This window comes from Tenacibaculum geojense, assembly GCF_042676005.1.
Taxonomy (GTDB): Bacteria; Bacteroidota; Bacteroidia; order Flavobacteriales; family Flavobacteriaceae; genus Polaribacter; species Polaribacter geojense.
Genome location: NZ_JBHTJR010000023.1, coordinates 68912 through 89880 on the forward strand (window position 1 = coordinate 68912; position 20969 = coordinate 89880).

A 20969-nucleotide genomic window follows, 5' to 3' on the forward strand; every position below is an offset into this window, starting at 1 on the left:
TATGTATTTTTGAGTTAATTCATATATCAAATGCAAAAACTATTCATTTTTATTTGCTTCATTTTTATCGCTAATGTTTCTGCTCAAATTGATTCGTTACGCATTGGAGATCGTTATTTGGAAGATCAATTATATGCAAATATTACCTATAATGTGTTATTAGATCGACCTTTTGGCGAAGAGAATAGAGGTTTTTCTTATGGTTTATCAGCTGGATACGTTAGAGATATTCCTTTTAATAAATCGGGTAATTTTGCTATGGGAATTGGAGTAGGGTATAACTATGATGTTTTTACGCATAGTTTACAAGTTGTTAATACTAATGAAGTAACTTATAATACTGGAGTTACAGCTAACAAAATTTATTTACATAATATTGAGTTTCCTATTCAATTTAGATGGAGAACTTCTGATGCAGTTACGTATTCGTTTTGGAGAATTTATACAGGAGTTCGTTTGAGTTATAACCTTCGAAATAGTTTTTCTTATGAACTTAATGATGTTAAATATGAATTTAAAAACATTAATGCTTACAATAATTTTCAATATGGATTAGAATTAAATGCAGGTTATGGTGCTTTTAACTTTTTTGTGTATTACGGTTTACAAACTATGTTTAAAGATGTAAATATTGATGGAGTACATGTAAACACTAAAATTACCAAGTTTGGTATTTCTTTCTTCTTATTATAGAATATAATTTATAGCTATTTGGCTTATAATACCCAATATAAAGCCAGCACAAACCTCATTTAAGGTGTGAGCCTTTAAACTTAACCTAGAAGCTCCTAAAACGCCTGAAAGTACAATTAAAATGTAAATTACAGGCCAAATATTTATTTGATATTGTATCTGAAACATTAAAAAGAAACCAACAGCACTTCCAATAGATAATAAATGTAGACTTGTTTTAAAATTTAAAAGAAATATTATAAATACTATAATTAAAGCCATTACTATTCCAAGAAACAAATAGCTAAGGTCTCTAAAATATCCTATTTTGTAGAAAAAATTACCTAACAAAAGAAATAATGATACCATAAAAAACAAAGGAATCTTTCTTTCTTTTATCGAAAATACTTCGAATGAATTAATTTGTCCTAATGATTTTAAAACAATCAATAATAAAATAGGTAGTATGTATGTGGTTATAAAAATAATACCAAGTAACGTGTATAATTTACTCGTTTCAAAATTATAAGGTACTAAAAAGTAATATAGTAAAACACCCACAGTAGGCATAACTACAGGATGTAATATAGATGATATGAATTTATCCCAACGCAAATTATATTTCTTTTCTTAATCGTGCAACTGGAATATCTAATTGCTCTCTGTATTTAGCAACAGTTCTTCTTGCAATAGGATATCCTTTTTCTTTCAATATTTTAGATAACTTTTCGTCTGTTAATGGTTTTCTTTTATCTTCTTCACTAACCACTGTTTCTAAAATCTTTTTAATCTCTCTTGTAGATACATCCTCTCCTTGATCATTTTTCATAGATTCTGAGAAGAACTCTTTAATTAATTTAGTTCCATAAGGTGTTGATACGTATTTACTATTTGCAACTCTAGAAACTGTAGATACATCCATGTTAATTTCATCAGCAATATCTTTTAAAATCATTGGTTTTAGCTTACGTTCATCCCCGGTTAAAAAATACTCTTTTTGATGATGCATAATAGCATTCATGGTAATAAGTAAGGTTTGTTGACGCTGTTTTATAGCATCAATAAACCATTTAGCAGCATCCAATTTTTGCTTGATAAACAAAACAGCATCTTTTTGTGATTTACTTTTTTCTTTAGAGTCTTGGTAACCTTTTAACATGTTATTATACTCTTTAGAAACATGTAATTCTGGAGCGTTTCTAGCGTTTAATGTTAACTCTAATTCACCTTCAATTATTCTTATAGAAAAATCAGGTACAATTTGTTCTACTATCTTATTGTTTCCAGCATATGAACTCCCAGGTTTCGGATTGAGTTTACTGATTTCTGAAATTACATCTTTTAATTTATCTTCTGATATATCAAATTTTTCTAATAATCTTTTGTAATGTTTTTTTACAAAATGATCAAATGCATTTTCTAAAATAGTAATAGCAAGTTCAGTTGTTTCTTTATGATTTTTAGCATTTAATTGAATAATTAAACACTCTTTTAAATCACGAGCACCTACACCAGTTGGATCTAATTGCTGAACAACATTTTTTAATACTTTTTCTACTTTATCTTCAGTAGTGAATATATTTTGAGTGAATGCTAAATCGTCTACTAAATCAATCACTTCACGTCTTATATATCCGCTATCATCAATACTACCAACTAAAAACTCAGCAATAGCTTTCTCTTCCTCGTCAATTCTAAAGGTGTTTAATTGGTTAAGTAAAGATTGATGAAAGGTAGTTCCAGCTGCATATGGAACTTGTTTGTCATCATCATCAGCCGCATAATTGTTACTTTGGGTTTTATAGCTAGGATATTCATCATCGCTTAAATACTCATCAATATTGATATCTTCAGCGTCAATTTTTTCATTTCCGCTATCATCGTAATCGGTATCATTTGTCAAAGTATCTTCAAAATTATCACTTTCTTCTTTGCCAGTATCTAATGCTGGATTTTCTTCAATTTCTTGCTTTAATCGTTCTTCAAAAGCTTGCGTAGGTAATTGAATTAACTTCATCAACTGAATTTGTTGAGGAGATAATTTTTGAAGTAATTTTTGATGTAAGCTTTGTTTTAGCATATATGTTAACTATAAATAGATAGTACAATTTAATGAATGTAAACAAAAATAGTGATAATAGCTTAAAAAAATAAATCGCCACTCTACAAAGAATGACGATTTGTATTTTAATATGTATGAATTTTAAAATTCTGCATTTTGTGGGGTTCTTGGGAAAGGGATTACGTCTCTAATATTACCCATTCCTGTAGTGAATAAAACTAAACGTTCAAAACCTAAACCAAAACCAGAGTGAACTGCTGTTCCAAATTTACGAGTATCTAAATACCACCATAATTCTTCTTCTTCAATACCTAAGGCTTCCATTTTTTCTTTTAAAACATCTAAACGTTCTTCACGTTGAGATCCTCCAACCATTTCTCCAATTCCAGGGAATAAAACATCCATGGCTCTTACAGTTTTGCCATCTTCATTTAAACGCATGTAGAATGCTTTAATACTTGCTGGGTAATCAAATAAAATTACTGGACATTTAAAATGCTTTTCTACTAAATAACGTTCGTGCTCAGATTGTAAGTCTGCTCCCCATTCATCAATTAAATACTGGAATTTTTTCTTTTTATTAGGTTTACAGTTTCTTAAAATTTCAATAGCTTCTGTATAAGAAACACGTTTAAAATTATTTTCAACTACAAAGTTCAAACGTTCTAACAAGCCCATTTCACTTCGTTCTGCTTGTGGTTTTTTCTTTTCTTCTTGCGCTAAACGACTATCTAAGAACTCTAAGTCATCTTTACAATTGTCTAAAACATACTGTAAAACATATTTTATAAAATCTTCTGATAAATCCATATTTGCATCTAAGTCGTTAAATGCAACCTCTGGTTCAATCATCCAAAACTCAGCCAAATGACGCGTAGTATTTGAGTTTTCCGCTCTAAAAGTTGGTCCAAATGTATATACTTTACCTAGTCCCATAGCAAAAGTTTCTGCTTCTAATTGACCAGATACCGTTAAGTTGGTTTGTTTACCAAAAAAATCTTGTGAGTAATCAATTTCTCCTTCTTCATTTAAAGGAGCTTTGTTAGCCTCAAAATTGGTTACTCTAAACATTTCTCCTGCACCTTCAGCATCTGAACCAGTAATTATAGGAGTGTTTACGTAGTAAAAACCATTTTGTTGAAAATATTGGTGGACAGCAAATGATAAAGCAGAACGAACACGCATTACGGCACCAAATGTATTGGTTCTTACACGTAAATGTGCATTTTCACGTAAAAACTCGAAGCTATGTTTTTTGGGTTGAATAGGGTATTCTTCTGGGTTAGAGTCTCCTAATATCTCCAAATCGGTTACTTGAATTTCAACAGACTGCCCTTTTCCTTGACTTTCAGCTAAGGTTCCTTTAATAGCAACTGCCGCACCAGTGGTAATCCTTTTTAATAAAGCTTCCTCTGTATTCTCAAAATCAACCACACATTGAATGTTATGAATGGTAGAACCGTCATTTAATGCAATAAAACGGTTACTTCTAAAAGTTCTTACCCATCCGTTAACACTTACTTCTTGTAAAAATTTATCAGATTGTAATAATTCTTTTACGCTACTTCTCTTCATTGTTTAAAAATTGAAGCACAAAGATAATTTTTTAGATATAAATGAACAATTAACTTGCATTTATCATTAGTTTTTATTTTTACTTTTGTTGCTACCAAACTACTATTATGGCTTTTATTACATATAAAGAAGTTTTTAATCAATTAAAAGCAGATTTAATTGGAAAAGATTCCTATAGAGGAGTGACGCTAACTTATGCTTGGATGGCCAATCAATTTGGACACATTGCACTAGGTTTCATGCCATCTTTTTTACTTTTTGTTTTTTTACCTCAAAACTCATATTTAAAAAAACCTTTATATGTGGCCTGTATTGTCACTACATTTTGGCTTGTTTTTGAATTGTATAACTTTTTAGGACCATTATTAATTAATAGGATTTCTAAGTATAAAAATATTTATATACCAGTAGGAAGAAAGTATGTTTTTAAACCTAGTTGGAAAAATATTGCTTTCGATACTTTTACAGATATGTGTTTTTTTGCAGTTGGTGCTTTTAGTTTTGCCTTATTAAAAGAAGGAAGTAATACATCAATAATAATATTAATTGCCTTATTAGTTTATTTAACCGTAGCTTCTAGATATTGGTTTTTAGTAAAAATGTATCAACAATATGCTAATTACCCTTTTCAATTTAGATTAAGTCAATGGAATAATTTTATTACGACTACCAACCGAAAAATAGTTCGAAATTATTTAGCAGATGAGAATGAAGGTGAACATTTACTGATTTTTGGATCTCAATTAAGTGGAAAAACAAGTTTAGGAGTAGGTTTGTTAAATGAATTATCTATTAAAAAACATCGTTGTTTTTACAGTAGCGCTACTAAATTATATACCTATTTCTTTATAGAAGACAATGCCTTATTGAGTGATTGGAAAATTTGGACTTGGAAACAGGCAGATTATTTGATAATTGATGATGTAAATCCAGGAAGCCCAATTCAAGAAGAATTGATTTGTCCAGATAGATTTTTACGATTTTTAGACCCTACACAATCTGGAAATCCAGAAAATGAAAGTATAACAACAATTGCCAAAAAAAATATTATATGGGTTCTAGGAAATTGTAAAACTACCGATTATGATAAAAATGATTGGGTACAAATGTTAGTAAATATAGGTGTACATCCTGACAAAATCAGGATGATTAACCTAATTTAATTTTATAGAATGTGGTTCTTATAAGCAAAGCTTATTAAGTGAGGCAAGCTTTTTACTTGAAATCTTTTGTATAAAGGAATAATTCGTTTTTCAATAGCAGATTGACTAACCTTTAATTGGTCAGCAATTTCCTTAAATGCATAACCTTTGGCAGCCATACTTAGTGCTTCTTTTTCCTTACTTGAAATAGCAAAATGATGAAAAAGTTCTTTACTTAAGGTTTCTTCAAATTCATCTCTATCTGGCCCATAGGCACCATATTGCATTACTTCACCAAATTTTAATGAAGGTACCACTTGAGACTTTCCAATAATCTCTTCAATGATTCCATTTGTTGCTTTAAAAATACCGACTCTTGATAATAATGGAACAATAAAACCATCTTTATGAATTTTTTCTACCTCAAGTGTAAAGCTATATTTTTCATGATCTTTTTTTCTAGATTGCACAAATTTTAATCCTTTGTCATTCAGTTCGCTAGAAAAGGCCATGTGTCTTTTAGATGAACTGGTGATGATTTTAAAAAGGGTAATTTCATCATTAGCATACCCTAAAACGTCTTGCCAACCTTTTGCAAACAACATTTTATTTTCCTTAAAAGAATATACATACACCGCTTCACCTTCAAAGCTAGGTATAATAGAGTCGTAATGTTTGTAGATGTCACTGTTAACATCAGCAGGAATATCTCTTACTAATGATCTAGAATATTCACCGTATTCGTTATTTTTCATATAAATTTTTAAAACCTGCGGAAAGACGCAGTTGACTTGTTTAGGAATTCAGTATATTTTTGACATCGAAAGTAAGAAATATTCTAAATATTTCAATTAATAATTGCTATGCTTTCGGGAAAATTCTATGAAAAATTAACTATTAATTTTGCAAATCAATTGCTAACTACTATTTGATTGTTGATTAAAAGACCGGTGATGTTTGTAAACACCACCGGTTTTTATCTTTTTTATTTGTCTTCTTTTGGAGGTAAAATCTTGAAGTTTGTTTCTTTTAATACCCTTTGATTGGCTATTTTTCTTTCAAAAGATAAGAGTAGCGATGGTAATAACAGTAAGTTTGAGACCATAGCTAGTAATAACGTTACTGATACTAAACCTCCCAAAGCAATAGTTCCACCAAAATTAGAAATAGTAAATACTAAGAAACCAAAAAACAGTACGATGGATGTATAAAACATACTAACACCAGTTTCTCTAAGTGCAGAGTATACTGCGGGTTTAATTTTCCAGTTATTGGCTAATAACTCTTGGCGATATTTTGCTAAAAAGTGTATTGTATCATCAACAGAAATACCAAAAGCAATACTAAATACTAAAATAGTAGATGGTTTGATAGGAATATCAAAAAAGCCCATTAAACCTGCTGTTATTAATAATGGTAACATGTTAGGTATTAACGATATTAATATCATTTGTGGTGAACGGAACATCCAAGCCATAAAAATTGATATTAATACAATGGCTAATGATAATGATATTACTAAGTTTTTAATTAAATAATTGGTTCCTTTTAAAAACACTAATGCTTTTCCTGTCATTGAAACTTCATATCTGTCTCCAGGAAACTGTTTATTGATTACCGCTTGAAGCCTATCTTGAATAATATCCATTTTATCGGTACCAATATCTTTCATAAAGGTTGTGATTCTTGCATATCTTCCGGTACTGTCAACAAAATTATTAAGCATACCAGCATTACTATTTGAGTTTTTAGTATAAGCAAAAATGTACCCTTTCTCTTGACTTGTAGGTAATTGATAATATTTAGGGTTTCCTTTGTAATAAGCCTGCTTTGAGTATTTTACTAAGTTGGTTACGGATATTGGTTTAGATAGCTCTGGAAATGTTTCTATGGTCTCAATAAGCTTTTCCATCTTTTTTAAAGTAGAAAGCTTCATAACCCCTTTTTCTTTTTTAGTATCTATTAAAATCTCTAAAGGCATTATGCCACCAAACTCTTTTTCAAAAAACTTGATGTCTTTGTAAAAGTCCATACTTTTTGGCATATCCTCAATTAAACTTCCTGAAACTCTAATTTGGAAAAGCCCAATCATACTTAATATAATTACTATTACCGTAGTGATATATATGTAAATACGTTGTTTTTTTACCATTTTTTCCATCCAACTAACTACATTACTCATCCATTTTTTCTCAAGATGATTTAAATGCTTTTTCTCTGGAAGCGCCATGAAGCTATAAATAATTGGAATAATTAATAAGGCTAAAATGAAAATACTAATGATATTTACAGAAGCTAATATTCCAAATTCTCTAAGTAATTGACTTTTTACAAACACAAACGTAGCAAAACCTGAAGCGGTAGTAATGTTTGTCATTAAGGTAGCATTTCCAATTTTAGAGATAACTCTTTGTAATGACTTTGCTTGGTTACCGTGTTTTTTTATCTCTTGCTGATATTTATTAATTAAAAAGACAGCATTTGGTACACCAATAACTATAATCAATGGAGGGATTAATGCAGATAAAACGGTAATTTCATACCTAAATAAACCAATAAAACCAAAAGCCCAAACCACTCCAATACCTACAACTAGTAGAGTGATGAATGTAGCTCTAAATGATCTAAAAAAGAAAAAGAAAATAATAGCTGTAATTAGTAATGCGCCAAAAACAAATATTCCCATTTCATCAATAATATTCTGAGAATTAACCGTACGTATGTAAGGCATCCCCGAAATACGAACATGTAAGTTGTTTTCTTTCTCAAATTTTTCTACTGATGGAATTAAATGATTTACAATAAAATCTCTTCTTTCAATGGTATTAACGATATCTTTATTAATGTAAATAGCTGTTTGTAAAGTACCAGCATCATTGTATAGTAAGTTATTGTAAAAAGGTAGTTTATTAAAAAGTAAATCTTTTATTTCAGCAATTTCTTCCTTGGTTTGAGGATCTTTATTAAAAAGAGGTTCTACAACAAACTTGCGTTTTTTTCTGTCTGCTTTTAGCTGTTTTACATTAGAAACAGAAACCGTGAAATCTACTTGAGATAAACTGTCAAAATCTTTAACTAGTTTGTTCCAAGCATTAAACTTTTTAGGGGTAAAAATGGTACTGTCTTTTACACCAAGAATGACCAAATTACCTTCTTCACCAAAAATTTCTAAAAATTTATCATATTGTAAGTTAGCCTCATGATCTTGCGGTAATAAATTAGCTTCTGTATAAGAGAAGCGCATATATTTCATTTGGCTGACTAAAAAAGCTGTAATTAAAGCAATTACAAAAAGTACGAGATAACGATTTCTAAGAATAAATCCGGCAATTTTAGTCCAAAAAGTCATTTAAAAAAAATTTTTGCAAAGGTAGGTATATTATGGTAGATATTGTGCAAAAAAAAGAGTGTTTCAAACACTCTTTTTGATAATTTTATAAAAAATATAAATTATACTGTCATAATTTCTTTTTCTTTAACAGTGTATTTTTCGTCAATAATCTTAACGAATTTGTCTGTTAAATCTTGGATGTCTGCCTCTGCATTTTTTTTCATATCATCAGAAACATCTGTTTTTTTAATATCGTTATTAGCTTCTTTACGGGCGTTTCTAATACCAACTTTGGCATGTTCTGCTTCCGCTTTTGCTTGTTTAGCTAATTCTTTACGACGCTCTTCTGTTAAAGGTGGTACATTAATGATAATGTTTTCACCATTATTCATAGGGTTAAAACCAATATTTGCTAACATAATAGCTTTTTCTATTTCTTGTAACATGTTTTTTTCCCATGGTTGTATAGAAATAGTTCTTGCGTCTGGAGTGTTCACATTTGCTACCTGACCTAATGGTGTTTGTGAGCCGTAATAATCTACATTAATTGTAGAAAGCATGGCTGGAGATGCTTTTCCAGCTCTAATTCCTATTAGCTCTTTTTCTAAGTGCGAAATAGCATTGTTCATTGCTTCTTTGGCGCTATCTAAAATAAAATCGATTTCTTCGTTCATCGTATCTTAAGTTTAATATACTCTATAAAAATACTATAGATTTTTTATTTATTATCAACTATTGTTCCAATTTGTTCACCAGAAATTAACTTAATTAGATTTCCTTTAGTATTCATGTCAAAAACAATAATTGGTAGTTTATTTTCTTCGCTTAAAGTAAAAGCAGTCATGTCCATTACTTTTAAACCTTTTTCAATTACATCTTTAAAAGTAATTGTTTCAAATTTAATAGCATCTTTATTTTTCTCAGGATCTGCATTGTAAATACCGTCAACACGAGTTCCTTTTAATATGGCATCTGCATCTATTTCTATAGCTCTTAACACAGCTGCAGTATCAGTAGTAAAGTAAGGGTTACCAGTACCTGCTCCAAAAATTACTACTCTACCTTTTTCTAGGTGACGAATAGCTTTTCTTTTAATATAAGGCTCTGCAACTTCTTTAATTTCTAAAGCCGTTTGTAAACGTGTGTGTACACCTTCATCTTCTAATGCACTTTGTAACGCTAAACCGTTAATACAAGTTGCTAACATTCCCATATGATCTCCTTGAACACGATCCATACCATTAGCAGCTCCAGCTACACCCCTAAAAATGTTTCCACCCCCTATAACAATGGCTACTTCTACACCTTTTTCAATCACATGCTTAATTTCTTGAGCATATTCTTTAAGTCTTTTAGGGTCTATACCATATTGGCGTTCTCCCATAAGCGCTTCACCGCTTAATTTTAAAAGTATTCTTTTGTATTGCATTTTTCAGTTGAAAGTTTTGCAAATATACAAAGTATATGTTACAAAAAAAGTGATATAAAAAGAGGATTGCTTTTTCTATCATGTTTTACAATCAAATAATTATTGTCAATTTATTAAAAAGTAAACCAATTTAATACATTCAAGTTTGATCAAAAAAAAACCTCGCTGAATAAGCGAGGTCTTTTTTTATAATAAGTAATAATTACCCTAAAGTAACTCTTACGAAGTTTTTAACTTCAACATCACCAAAAGAAGCAACGTGTTCTGCAACAGTTTTCTTCTCATCTTTGATGAATTTTTGATCTAATAAACACTGCTCTTGATCTAAAGTAGTGTTGTCAGAGATGTATCTTTCAATTTTACCTGGTAAAATTTTATCCCAAATTTTTTCTGGTTTACCTTCAGCTTTTAATGCTTCTTTAGCATCTGCTTCAGCTTGCGCTAAAACTTCATCAGTTAATTGTAATCTAGATACGTATTGAGGTACGTTCTTTAAAGTTTTACCTAAACGACTTAATTCTTCGTTGTCTTTTACAATTGCAGCAATTCTAGCTTCAGTTTCGCTAGCTACGTATGCAGGATCAAAATCTTTATAAGATAATGAAGTAGCACCCATAGATGCAGCTTGCATTGCTAAGTCTTTAGTTAATACATCAGCATTGTCTACAGCTTTAGTTAATCCTACTAAAGCAGCAATTTTACCAACGTGAGTATAAGCACCAACGTAAGGAGCTTCGATTCTTTCAAATGCAGAAATATCAATTTTTTCTCCAATTACACCAGTTTGCTCAACTAATTTTTCAGCAACAGTTACACCACCAAAATCAGCAGCTAAGAACTCTTCTTTAGTTTTATAGTTAAAAGCAATATCTACAAATTGTTGAGCTAATTCTTTATAAGAATCGTTTTTAGCTACGAAATCAGTTTCACAAGCTAATACGATAGCAACACCATAAGTGTTATCTTCAGCTACTTTAGTAATTGCTACACCTTCAGATGAATCACGATCTGCTCTTTTAGCAGCAATTTTTTGACCTTTTTTACGTAAAATCTCAATAGCTTGATCAAAGTTACCCTCTGCTTCAACTAAAGCGTTTTTACAGTCCATCATTCCTGCACCTGTAGTTTCTCTTAATTTTTTAACGTCTGCAGCACTTATTGCCATTTTAAATATGTTTTAGGTTTTGATTAAATTTAAAACAAAATAAAGGTTTCAATGTAATGAAACCTTTAAATTATAATTATTAAGCTTCTTTAGCTGGAGTTTCTTTTTCAGCTTTAGCTTTTTCTTTGTCTGCTTTTCTATCAGCTAAACCTTCAGCGATAGAGTCAGTAACGTAAGATAAAACTTTGTCGATAGACTTAGAAGCATCATCGTTTGCAGGAATTACGAAATCGATTGGTCTTGGATCAGAGTTCGTGTCAACCATTGCAAAGATTGGAATGTTTAATTTTTGAGCTTCAGCTACAGCAATGTGCTCTTTCTTAACATCAATTACAAATAATGCACCTGGTAAACGAGTCATGTCAGAAATAGAACCTAAGTTTTTCTCTAACTTTTCACGTTGACGGTTAATTTGTAATTTTTCTCTCTTAGATAAAGCATCGAAAGAACCATCAGTCTTCATTCTATCAATAGAAGCCATTTTCTTTACAGCTTTACGAATAGTAACGAAGTTAGTTAACATACCACCTGGCCATCTTTCAGTAATGTAAGGCATGTTTACTGATTTTGCTTTTTCAGCAACGATATCTTTAGCTTGCTTTTTTGTAGCTACAAATAAAATTTTACGTCCAGAGTTAGCTATTTTTTGTAAAGCTGCAGTAGCTTCATCAATTTTAGCAGATGTTTTGTAAAGGTCAATAATATGAACACCGTTACGCTCTGTGTAAATGTATGGAGCCATGTTTGGATTCCACTTTCTTGTTAAGTGACCAAAGTGTACTCCACTTTCTAATAATTCTTGAATGTTTGCCATTTTTAAAAAATGTGTTTACGTTCTGTTTTCGCAATATTTCAGTAGTTATTAAGTCTGAAATATTTAGATACTAAACTGTTAATAAATAATATACTCTTATAAATAACAGTTCTAATAAACGATTAACGCTTAGAGAACTGGAATTTCTTACGTGCTTTCTTCTGACCGAATTTCTTACGTTCAACCATTCTAGGGTCACGAGTTAATAATCCTTCTGGCTTTAATACAGCTTTAGTTTCTTCATTAATAGCTACTAATGCTCTAGTAATTGCTAAACGAATAGCTTCTGCTTGACCAGTAACACCACCACCGTAAACATTTACTTTGATATCAAAAGACTCTAAGTTTTCTGTTAACATTAATGGTTGCTTAACCTTATATTGTAAAGTTGGAGTTGTAAAGTAATTGTTTAACTCTCTTTTGTTGACAGTGATGTTTCCGTTTCCTTCTGAAACATATACACGTGCAACAGCTGTTTTTCTTCTACCTATTTTGTGAACTGTTTCCATTATTTAAGATCGTTAAGGTTAATAGCTTTTGGTTTTTGAGCATCTTGTCCGTGCTCAGTACCAGCGTATACATATAAATTTCTGAATAAAGCGCTACCTAATTTGTTTTTTGGTAACATACCTTTTACTGCTTTTTCGATTAATCTTGTAGGATCTTTTTCGAACATTTCTGTAGCAGTTAACGATCTTTGTCCACCTGGATAACCTGTGTGACGGATATATGATTTATCTGTCCACTTTTTTCCAGTTAGGTTAATTTTTTCTGCGTTGATAATTACAACGTTATCACCACAATCCACGTGAGGAGTGAAGTTTGGCTTGTGTTTACCTCTAATTAGTTTTGCAACTTTAGAAGCTAGACGACCTAATGTTTGCCCGTCCGCATCAACTAAAACCCACTCTTTGTTTGCAGTAGCGCTGTTAGCTGATACTGTTTTGTAACTTAATGTGTTCATAATTACACGTTTAGTTTTTGTTTATTGTTAATAAATTTACTTTTCTCTTTAAAAAGAGTGTGCAAAATTACAATTAATTATTTGATTGACAAATACTAACTCAGTTTTTGTTCTATAAAAAAAGTCGCCCATTTGGACGACTTTCATTTTATAAATAGCAAATGCTTATTCTACTTTTTGATCTAATAAATCGAAGAACTGACCTAATTTTGGTAAAATTATAATTTTTGTTCTACGGTTTTTAGCCTTGTTTGCTGGTGTGTCATTAGCTACTAATGGTAAATAGCTACTTCTTCCTGCTGCAATTAATCTGTCTGGAGCTACATTATACTTAGCTTGTAATTCACGTACAATTGCTGTAGATCTTCTTACAGATAAATCCCAGTTATCTTTTAAATTAGAGTTTGCTGAAATTGGAGTGTCATCTGTATGACCTTCAATCATAACATCCATTTCTGGTTGTCCATTTACTACAGTAGCTACTTTTTCTAAAACTTTAGAAGCTTTGTCTGTAATAGTATAGCTTCCGCTTTTAAATAATAACTTATCAGAAATAGAAATGAAAACTACAGTTTTTTCAACGTTAACCTCAATGTCTTCGTCATCAATTCCATCTTGTAATTCTTTCTTTAAATGGAAAGCAACTACCAAGTTTAATGAATCTTTTTTAGAGGCAGCTTCACGAATTTTATTAATGTATTTATCTTTCTTGCTTAATTGTGAAAGCGTTTCTTTAATGTTGTCATTAGCACCTTGCGTTAAAACAGTTAAATTTTCAACTTGTTGTAACGTGTTTTGCTTATCTTTTTGTAACTCTTGAATTCGAGTTTGTAAAGAAGCAGACTCATCTTGATATCTTTCCTTTTCAACTAAACATTTTGTTAAGTTGTTTTTTACAGCTAATAATTCTTCTTTAGTTTGATCATGTTTAGCTTGCAAAGCCTCCATCTCTTTGGTAGATGCACATGATGCAAGTAATACGATTGATGTTAATAATAAAGCTAGTTTTTTCATCATTGTTTCAATTAAATCTTTAACAAAGTTATAAAAACAATGTTACAAAAAATAAGATTAACTATTATTTAAGAAATTAATTAAATGTAATTTTGTGTTTAAAAAATTTACCTACATGAAAGCTATACTGCGTTTAATTGCTTTTATTTTTTTTGTTTTTTTATTAGGATGCAAAGAAAATGTTAAAAAAAATAGCCTTACAAAACTTCAAGGTGGTGTTTTTGGCACAACTTATTCAATTATATACAATAGTGACATTAATTATCAAAGCTCTATTGATAGTTTATTTGCAGAAGTAAATCAATCATTATCTACGTATATACCTAATTCAGATATTTCAAAAATTAATAAAGGAGATACTACTATAGTGGTAGATGATATGTTTGTTGAAGTATTTGAAAAGGCTAAAAGAATTTATATTGAAACAGATGGTTATTTTGACCCAACAATCGGAAGATTGATAAATGCTTATGGGTTTGGTTCTGGTGAAGAAAAGAAAAATTTAACTCCAGAAGAAATATCAAGTTTAATGCAAAATGTTGGGTTTGATAAAGTGACTTTAAGAGATAGAAAAGTTTTTAAAGATAGTGACAATATAGAGTTTAATGTAAATGCTTTTGCTAAAGGCTATGGTGTAGATATGGTTGGTAGATTTTTAGAATCTAAAAATATTTTTGATTATCTAGTAGAAATAGGAGGTGAGATTAGAGCAAGAGGTACCAAAAATGGAAAATTATGGAAAGTGGCTATTGAAAAACCAAATGTAGATGGAACACGTTCTATTCAGAAAGTAATTGAGTTAAATAATGAATCTATGGCTACTTCTGGAAATTACAGAAAATACAAGCTAAATGACCAAGGAAAAAAAATAGTGCATACGGTTAACCCAAAAACAGGATTGGCGCAAGAAAGTAATTTGTTAAGCGTTTCTGTACGTTTAAAAGGAGATTGTGCTGATGTAGATGCTTATGCAACCGCTTTTTTAGCAATGGGATTGGAGAGAACAAAAGAGTTTTTAAGTAAGCACCCAGAACTGAAAGTTGTGTTGTTGTTTAATAATGAAGCAAATGAGTTGGTGGAATTCACTAACTAATTTTTATAACATACGGGCAAAATTTCGCCTTTCATCAAAGCAAATCGTTCTAGTTTATCTGGAGCGATTTTTTTTGTGTAATCAATTTCGTCTACCTTAAATCCAATGCTACGAAGCTTGTCAAAATAATCACGACCATAAACTCTAACATGATCATATTGACCAAATATCTTTGCGCGTTCTTTTGCATCTGTAATAGAATAGTCTTCAAATGTTTTTTCTCTCGATAAGTCTTGTGGAATTTGAAATATACCAAATCCATTAGTTTTCATTACTCTGTATAATTCTTGCATAGCTTTAGTGTCATCAGGAATGTGTTCTAAAACATGGTTGCAAAAAATCACATCAAAAGATTCATCTTCAAAAGGTAAATCACAAATGTCTGCTTTTACATCTGCAATGGGTGATTCTATATCAGAAGTTAAATAATCAAGGTTCGGCTGTTTTCTAAAAATAGATAAGAAACATTGTTCTGGAGCAATATGTAGTACCTTGAGTGTGCTTTTTGATGAGAAGAAGCTGGTTTCGTTTTGAAGAAAAAGCCACATTAACCGATGTCTTTCCAAAGAAAGTGTTGATGGAGATAGTGCGTTTTCACGCTGCTTTCCGTATCCATAGGGTAGTAGTTTTTTAAAGGATTTACCATCTATAGGATCAGTAAAATTATCTCCTTTTAGCCACCATGCAATAATAGGTCTTACTATAAAGCTGGCTTTAATAAGTAAAGGTCTGGGTATGGTGTTAAGAATTAACTTAAATATTTTCATTCTTAAGTTGAAAGCAATAGGTTATTTGTTTGAAAAAACTACTTTTTAAAAAGGATTTACAACGCTAAAGGTTGTTGTCTGAACTCATTTTCCTCTGTACTTTCTATACCTAATGCATCATAAATGTATTGAAAGGTAGATAATAATTCAGGTTTACCATCAACAATAGCAACATCATGTTCAAAATGAGCAGAAGGCTTACCATCTAATGTAGTAATGGTCCATCCATCTTTGTGCTGACGTATTTTTTGGGTTCCCATATTAATCATAGGTTCAATAGCAACCACCATTCCTTCAACAAATTTTTTACCTCTTCCACGTCTGCCATAATTAGGCATTTCAGGGTCTTCATGCATTGTTTTTCCAAGACCGTGACCAACAAGTTCTCTTACAACACCATAACCGTGTTTTTCGCAATATTGTTGAATGGCATATCCTACATCACCAACTCTATTACCTACTTTTAGTTCTCTAATTCCTACATACAAACTTTCTTTGGTAACTTTTAAAAGTTTTTCAACTTCTGGAGTTACTTCACCTACTGCAAAGGTGTATGCATGATCACCGTAAAAACCATTTTTAATAGCTCCACAATCTATAGAAATAATATCTCCTTCTTGTAAAGGAGTATTGTTTGGGATACCATGCACAACTTGAGCATTTGGGCTCATACAAAGTGTGTTAGGGAAATCATACAAACCTAAAAAACCAGGAATTGCGTCTTGCGATCGTACAAATTCTTCAGCTAGTTTATCTAAATATAAAGGTGTAACGCCTGGTTTTACTTCTTTAGCAAGCATTCCTAGGGTTTTAGATACTACCAAAGCACTTTCGCGCATTAACTCAATTTCTTCTCTGGTTTTTTGAATTATCATTGTTTGTTTGATTTTGCTGTAAAGATACTTTTTTATTTTTGGTAAGCGTGTTTGTAGCCTTTTTCTGATACAATTTGTAACATATCATGTTCTAAGCTATTTCCGTTTACTGTATGCTCTACAAAGCGGCCAATTTCTTTTCCGTCTTTGTAGAAAATAAATGTTGGTACTCTTTTGATATTGTAACCTTTTTCAAGTCCTTGTGCTTTCTTTTTTCTATCAACTGTCACAAGCTCTAAGTTGTTGTAGTTATAGTTAACTTCGTCTAAGATTTTATAAAAATTAGGAATCTCTCGTTGGCTATCACCACACCATGTTCCCATAAAACCTTTAATGGTTACATTTTTTAAATAAGGTTTAAGTTCTGCAACGGTTTGTTTGTCGGTTTCGTAATAACCGTAATAATCATTAAACCACTCACTAGCATATGGTTCTTGTTCAAAGTCTGTTTTTGTGGCTATTCCAACTAAATTTCCTTTATCATTTTTAGTGGCTGAAATTTTTTTAGGTGAAGCACATGCAGTTAAAACAATTGTGGCTAAAATGTATATAGTTTTTTTCATGGTTTTAATTCTAAATAAGTGATTTTTGAGTCATTTCTTTGGGTTGTGCTACATTCATTAAATGAAGTATGGTTGGAGCAATATCTCCAAGAATACCATCTTTAATTTTTTTAATGTCATTATCTATTACAATGAACGGAACAGGGTTAGTAGTGTGAGCTGTATGTGGAGAGCCATCAGGATTTATCATGGTTTCACAATTTCCGTGATCAGCAATTAATAATGTAGTGTAATTGTTGTCTAGTGCAGTTGTAATAACTTCTTTTACACATGTGTCAACAGCTTCACATGCCTTTACAGCGGCTTCAAAAACACCTGTATGGCCAACCATATCTCCATTAGCAAAATTTAAGCAAACAAAGTCTATATCTCCTTTTTGCAATTCTGGTACTATAGCATCTTTAATTTCAAAAGCACTCATCTCAGGTTTTAAGTCATATGTGGCAACTTTTGGTGATGGACATAATAGTCTTTTTTCTCCTTTAAACTCTTTTTCTCTTCCTCCTGAGAAGAAAAATGTAACATGTGGGTATTTTTCTGTTTCGGCAATTCTAATTTGTTGCTTTCCAGCATTAGCTAATACTTCACCAAGGGTGTTTTCAATATTTTTATTGTCATAAATAACATTGATATTTTTAAAAGTTGCATCATAATTAGTCATTGTAACAAAGTATAATGGTAACTTTTTAATATTGTATTCTGGAAAATCTTGCTGACTTAGTGCTTGGGTTAACTGTCGACCTCGATCTGTTCTAAAGTTAAAAAGCACAATAACATCGTCTGGTTGAATGTTACCTTTTGGTTGATTATGCTCATCAACCATAATAATAGGTTTTATAAATTCGTCAGTAACATTATCATCATAACTTTTTAAAATACTTTTTGAGGCATTAGTACTTTTAATACCTTGTCCGTTAACAATAGCATTATAGGCCAAAGCAACACGTTCCCACCTATTATCTCTATCCATTGCATAATATCTACCGGTTATACTAGCTAACTCTCCAGTAGTTTTTTGCATGTGATCTTGTATTTCATTAATGAAAAAGTTTCCAGATTTAGGATCGCAATCTCTTCCGTCTGTAAAAGCATGTAGAAAAACATTAGTAGCTAATCCGTTGTTTTTTGCGGCAGATAATAATCCTTTTAAATGATTTATGTGAGAATGAATTCCTCCATTAGATACCAAACCTAAAAAATGAACATTTTTGTTATTCTTTTTAGCATAGTTAAATGCATCTATTAACGGTTTTTCGTTAGCTAAAGAGCCATCTTTGACAGCATTATTGATTTTTGCTAAGTTTTGATAAACAATTCTTCCAGCTCCAAGATTCATATGTCCAACTTCAGAATTTCCCATCTGGCCTTCGGGTAAACCAACATGTTCACCATCGGTTCTAAGAGATGCGGTAGGGAATTTATCATATAAACTGTTGATAAACGGTGTTTTTGCATTGTAAATAGCAGAAACTTTTGGGTTTTGAGTAATGCCCCAGCCGTCTAAAATCATTAAAATAACTTTCTTGTTCATAAAAATGTTTTAAAAAGTAAAAGTACAAAGTTTTTAGCTTTTGTTATTGTTTAAAAATTACTTAATAAATAAGGTGTGTTTTTTTTAAAACTGCTATTCAACGGATTAACTTTTAATTTTAACATAATAAAACTTTTTGGTATCGTTTTTGTTTGTATTTTTGCACGCCCAAAAAAAGGATTTCATCGTGTGACTTTTTTAGAATACGGTGTCTAAAATATAAATTGAAAATAAAAATGAAAGTACTAAAATTAATCGCCCCATTATTAGTTGTGTTTACTATCGCAACTTCATCTCAAAAACTTTATGCTCAAGACCTTACCAAAGAGCAAGAGAAAGAAATTAAAGCACAAGAAGAAGAGATAGATGTTAATGAAGAAGTTTTATTAACTGGTGTAAAAGGTTTAGATAGAATTAAATCTAGATTTGAAAAAGATAAAGCAAAAGGCAAATTATCTGACGAAGAAATAGCAAGAAAAGAAGGAATCATTTTAAATGTTGAGAAAAGACTAAGTGGTTTAGATGCAAAAATTAAAGCTCAGAAAGAAAAATTAAACGCTTATAAGTCTAGCTTAAATATTGCAGTAGAAGCTTCAGAAGAAGTTGAAGTATCTAACACAGAGGTTGCAAAAACTTCAACGAATTCTAATAGTGTTTCTGATATTAAAACTAGAGAACAAGAGTTACAAGCTGCTAGAGAAAAGTTAGAGCGTGAAATGAAAGAAAGCGAAGCAGCCTTTTTAAGAAAGCAACAAGAATTAAAAGAAAAAAATGAAAAGTTAGCAGCAATGCAAACTAACTTAAAAGAAGAAAAAGCTGCGGCAAAAATAGCAAGAGAAAAGCAACAAAAAATTGCTGAATATCAAGATGAGATTGCTATTAATGAAGAAATGTTAGCTACAGGAAAAGATGGTTTAGCTAAAATGAAAGAAAAATTTGAAGCAGCTAAAACTTCAGGATCTTTAACTCCAGAAGCTACGGAGAGAAGAACATCATTAATAAAAAGATTAGAAGATAAATTAGTGAAGCTTGAAAAGGAAATAAGCGATAAAAAAGAAGCTATAAAAAGCATATAATAAATAATTTGTTAACTGAACGAAAAGGCGAAACCATTGGTTTCGCCTTTTTTATTATTGATACTTTCGTATGGCTTCCTTAATTTTAGCTATTCTGTTTTCAGGGTCTGGGTGAGTACTTTGAAATTCTGGAGTTCTGTTTGGTCCAGCTGCAGCCTTTAAAATTTCCATAACATTTATTAAGTATTTGGGATTGTAACCAGACTTTACCATAAGCCTAACACCCAAATCATCACTTTCTAACTCATCTTCTCTACCATATTTCATGTTAACAGCATTGGCAATCACAGCAGCCCCTTGAGCAGTATTAGGATCGAAACCAACAGCAGCTCCAGATAATAATCCTTGTGTTAATTCTTGTTTAGCCATTCTTTCGGCAGAATGCCTTCCTATAACATGTCCTATTTCATGACCCAAAACTCCAGCTACCATATCTTCATTTAATCGACCACTTTCATCAACTAGTTGAGAAAATAAAGCGAAAGTTATAAAAATTTGTCCGCCAGGTAATGCAAAAGCGTTAATTGTTCTTTCATCTTGCAAAAGATGAAATTCAAATGGGTAACCAGATTTTTTGGCAATAGAGTTATTTACTAATTTGGTTCCTATTATATCAACTATTTGTTGATACTGTTTGTTAGGATGCAAACCACCATGTTGTTGAGCCATTTGTGGTGCAGAACTCAAGCCAATGGCTATTTCTTCTTTTGGAGAAATAGATATGTGTTGTTTTTTTCCAGTGTACGGATTTACTTCAGCGTTTGAACAATATTTAAATAAGGCAAAAAAAGCAATAGCTACACCAATTAATAACCGAATATTAAGACCACCTCTTCTCATTTTTCTTCATTTTATGTATAAAGGTAAATATACAAAATAATAGAGTTTATGATTTT

At 31.0% G+C, this 20969-nt stretch carries 21 protein-coding genes; 4 read left to right on the forward strand and 17 right to left on the reverse strand.

Annotation, left to right across the window (positions count from 1 at the left end):
- Window positions 1-30: 30 nt before the first annotated feature.
- Window positions 31-693 (forward strand): porin family protein, encoded by a 663-nt coding sequence (locus tag ACFQ1U_RS04730; protein ID WP_386105856.1) that lies wholly within the window; start codon window positions 31-33, stop codon window positions 691-693.
- Here the strand turns inward: ACFQ1U_RS04730 and ACFQ1U_RS04735 are convergent.
- The 3 genes from ACFQ1U_RS04735 to asnS all read right to left on the reverse strand — a co-directional run bounded on the left by ACFQ1U_RS04735 (window position 688) and on the right by asnS (window position 4309).
- The gene (locus ACFQ1U_RS04735; protein WP_386105858.1) at window positions 688-1287 is read right to left on the reverse strand and encodes a phosphatase PAP2 family protein; all 600 of its coding nucleotides are present in this window, start codon (window positions 1285-1287) and stop codon (window positions 688-690) included. The two genes, ACFQ1U_RS04730 and ACFQ1U_RS04735, sit on opposite strands and share 6 nt — an antisense overlap.
- Before the next feature lies 1 nt (window position 1288).
- Window positions 1289-2752, reverse strand: a complete 1464-nt coding sequence (rpoN, locus tag ACFQ1U_RS04740) for an RNA polymerase factor sigma-54 (RefSeq protein WP_386105860.1) — start codon at window positions 2750-2752, stop codon at window positions 1289-1291.
- A 123-nt stretch (window positions 2753-2875) separates the two neighbouring features.
- Entirely contained in the window at window positions 2876-4309 is a 1434-nt protein-coding gene (asnS, locus tag ACFQ1U_RS04745) for an asparagine--tRNA ligase (protein WP_386105862.1), read from the reverse strand.
- A gap of 107 nt (window positions 4310-4416) precedes the next feature.
- On the opposite strand from asnS, the gene ACFQ1U_RS04750 reads away from it, so the two are divergent.
- On the forward strand, window positions 4417-5472 hold the full coding sequence (locus ACFQ1U_RS04750; RefSeq protein WP_386105864.1) for a hypothetical protein: 1056 nt from the start codon (window positions 4417-4419) through the stop codon (window positions 5470-5472).
- Window positions 5473-5474: 2 nt separating this feature from the next.
- Here the strand turns inward: ACFQ1U_RS04750 and ACFQ1U_RS04755 are convergent, their stop codons facing one another.
- The 9 genes from ACFQ1U_RS04755 to ACFQ1U_RS04795 form a co-directional block, all read right to left on the reverse strand.
- Window positions 5475-6206 (reverse strand): LuxR C-terminal-related transcriptional regulator, encoded by a 732-nt coding sequence (locus ACFQ1U_RS04755; protein WP_386105866.1) that lies wholly within the window; start codon window positions 6204-6206, stop codon window positions 5475-5477.
- Between the two features lie 230 nt (window positions 6207-6436).
- On the reverse strand, window positions 6437-8800 hold the full coding sequence (locus ACFQ1U_RS04760) for an efflux RND transporter permease subunit (protein ID WP_386105868.1): 2364 nt from the start codon (window positions 8798-8800) through the stop codon (window positions 6437-6439).
- Between the two features lie 101 nt (window positions 8801-8901).
- Complete coding sequence (gene frr, locus ACFQ1U_RS04765) at window positions 8902-9456, reverse strand: ribosome recycling factor (protein WP_386105870.1); 555 nt, start codon at window positions 9454-9456, stop codon at window positions 8902-8904.
- A 44-nt stretch (window positions 9457-9500) separates the two neighbouring features.
- The gene (pyrH, locus tag ACFQ1U_RS04770) at window positions 9501-10211 is read right to left on the reverse strand and encodes a UMP kinase (RefSeq protein WP_386105872.1); all 711 of its coding nucleotides are present in this window, start codon (window positions 10209-10211) and stop codon (window positions 9501-9503) included.
- Window positions 10212-10413: 202 nt separating this feature from the next.
- Window positions 10414-11376 (reverse strand): translation elongation factor Ts, encoded by a 963-nt coding sequence (gene tsf, locus ACFQ1U_RS04775; protein WP_386105874.1) that lies wholly within the window; start codon window positions 11374-11376, stop codon window positions 10414-10416.
- Between the two features lie 79 nt (window positions 11377-11455).
- Entirely contained in the window at window positions 11456-12190 is a 735-nt protein-coding gene (gene rpsB, locus ACFQ1U_RS04780; RefSeq protein ID WP_386105876.1) for a 30S ribosomal protein S2, read from the reverse strand.
- A 122-nt stretch (window positions 12191-12312) separates the two neighbouring features.
- Window positions 12313-12699: a 30S ribosomal protein S9 gene (rpsI, locus tag ACFQ1U_RS04785; RefSeq protein ID WP_386105878.1), complete on the reverse strand. Its 387-nt coding sequence runs from the start codon at window positions 12697-12699 to the stop codon at window positions 12313-12315.
- Window positions 12699-13154, reverse strand: a complete 456-nt coding sequence (gene rplM, locus ACFQ1U_RS04790; RefSeq protein ID WP_386105880.1) for a 50S ribosomal protein L13 — start codon at window positions 13152-13154, stop codon at window positions 12699-12701. Before rplM ends, rpsI begins: the two co-directional genes overlap by 1 nt.
- 165 nt (window positions 13155-13319) lie before the next feature.
- Window positions 13320-14171, reverse strand: coding sequence for an OmpA/MotB family protein (locus ACFQ1U_RS04795; protein ID WP_386105882.1), 852 nt, complete (start codon window positions 14169-14171; stop codon window positions 13320-13322).
- 112 nt (window positions 14172-14283) lie between these two features.
- Here ACFQ1U_RS04795 and ACFQ1U_RS04800 point away from each other — a divergent pair, with 112 nt between their 5' ends.
- Complete coding sequence (locus ACFQ1U_RS04800) at window positions 14284-15261, forward strand: FAD:protein FMN transferase (protein WP_386105884.1); 978 nt, start codon at window positions 14284-14286, stop codon at window positions 15259-15261.
- On the opposite strand, the gene ACFQ1U_RS04805 is transcribed toward ACFQ1U_RS04800, so the two are convergent.
- Genes ACFQ1U_RS04805 through gpmI form a run of 4 tightly spaced genes read right to left on the reverse strand, consistent with a single transcriptional unit; the run spans window position 15258 to window position 18997 of the window.
- The gene (locus ACFQ1U_RS04805; protein WP_386105886.1) at window positions 15258-16028 is read right to left on the reverse strand and encodes a class I SAM-dependent methyltransferase; all 771 of its coding nucleotides are present in this window, start codon (window positions 16026-16028) and stop codon (window positions 15258-15260) included. The two genes, ACFQ1U_RS04800 and ACFQ1U_RS04805, sit on opposite strands and share 4 nt — an antisense overlap.
- Window positions 16029-16084: 56 nt before the next feature.
- A complete protein-coding gene (map, locus tag ACFQ1U_RS04810) occupies window positions 16085-16903 on the reverse strand; it encodes a type I methionyl aminopeptidase (protein ID WP_386105888.1) in 819 nt (272 codons plus the stop codon).
- Window positions 16904-16935: 32 nt separating this feature from the next.
- Window positions 16936-17466: a thioredoxin family protein gene (locus ACFQ1U_RS04815; RefSeq protein WP_386105889.1), complete on the reverse strand. Its 531-nt coding sequence runs from the start codon at window positions 17464-17466 to the stop codon at window positions 16936-16938.
- Window positions 17467-17476: 10 nt separating this feature from the next.
- Window positions 17477-18997: a 2,3-bisphosphoglycerate-independent phosphoglycerate mutase gene (gene gpmI / locus ACFQ1U_RS04820; RefSeq protein WP_386105891.1), complete on the reverse strand. Its 1521-nt coding sequence runs from the start codon at window positions 18995-18997 to the stop codon at window positions 17477-17479.
- A gap of 236 nt (window positions 18998-19233) precedes the next feature.
- On the opposite strand from gpmI, the gene ACFQ1U_RS04825 reads away from it, so the two are divergent.
- Complete coding sequence (locus ACFQ1U_RS04825) at window positions 19234-20073, forward strand: hypothetical protein (protein WP_386105893.1); 840 nt, start codon at window positions 19234-19236, stop codon at window positions 20071-20073.
- A 54-nt stretch (window positions 20074-20127) separates the two neighbouring features.
- On the opposite strand, the gene ACFQ1U_RS04830 is transcribed toward ACFQ1U_RS04825, so the two are convergent.
- Window positions 20128-20913 (reverse strand): M48 family metalloprotease, encoded by a 786-nt coding sequence (locus ACFQ1U_RS04830; RefSeq protein ID WP_386105895.1) that lies wholly within the window; start codon window positions 20911-20913, stop codon window positions 20128-20130.
- Window positions 20914-20969 lie beyond the last annotated feature (56 nt).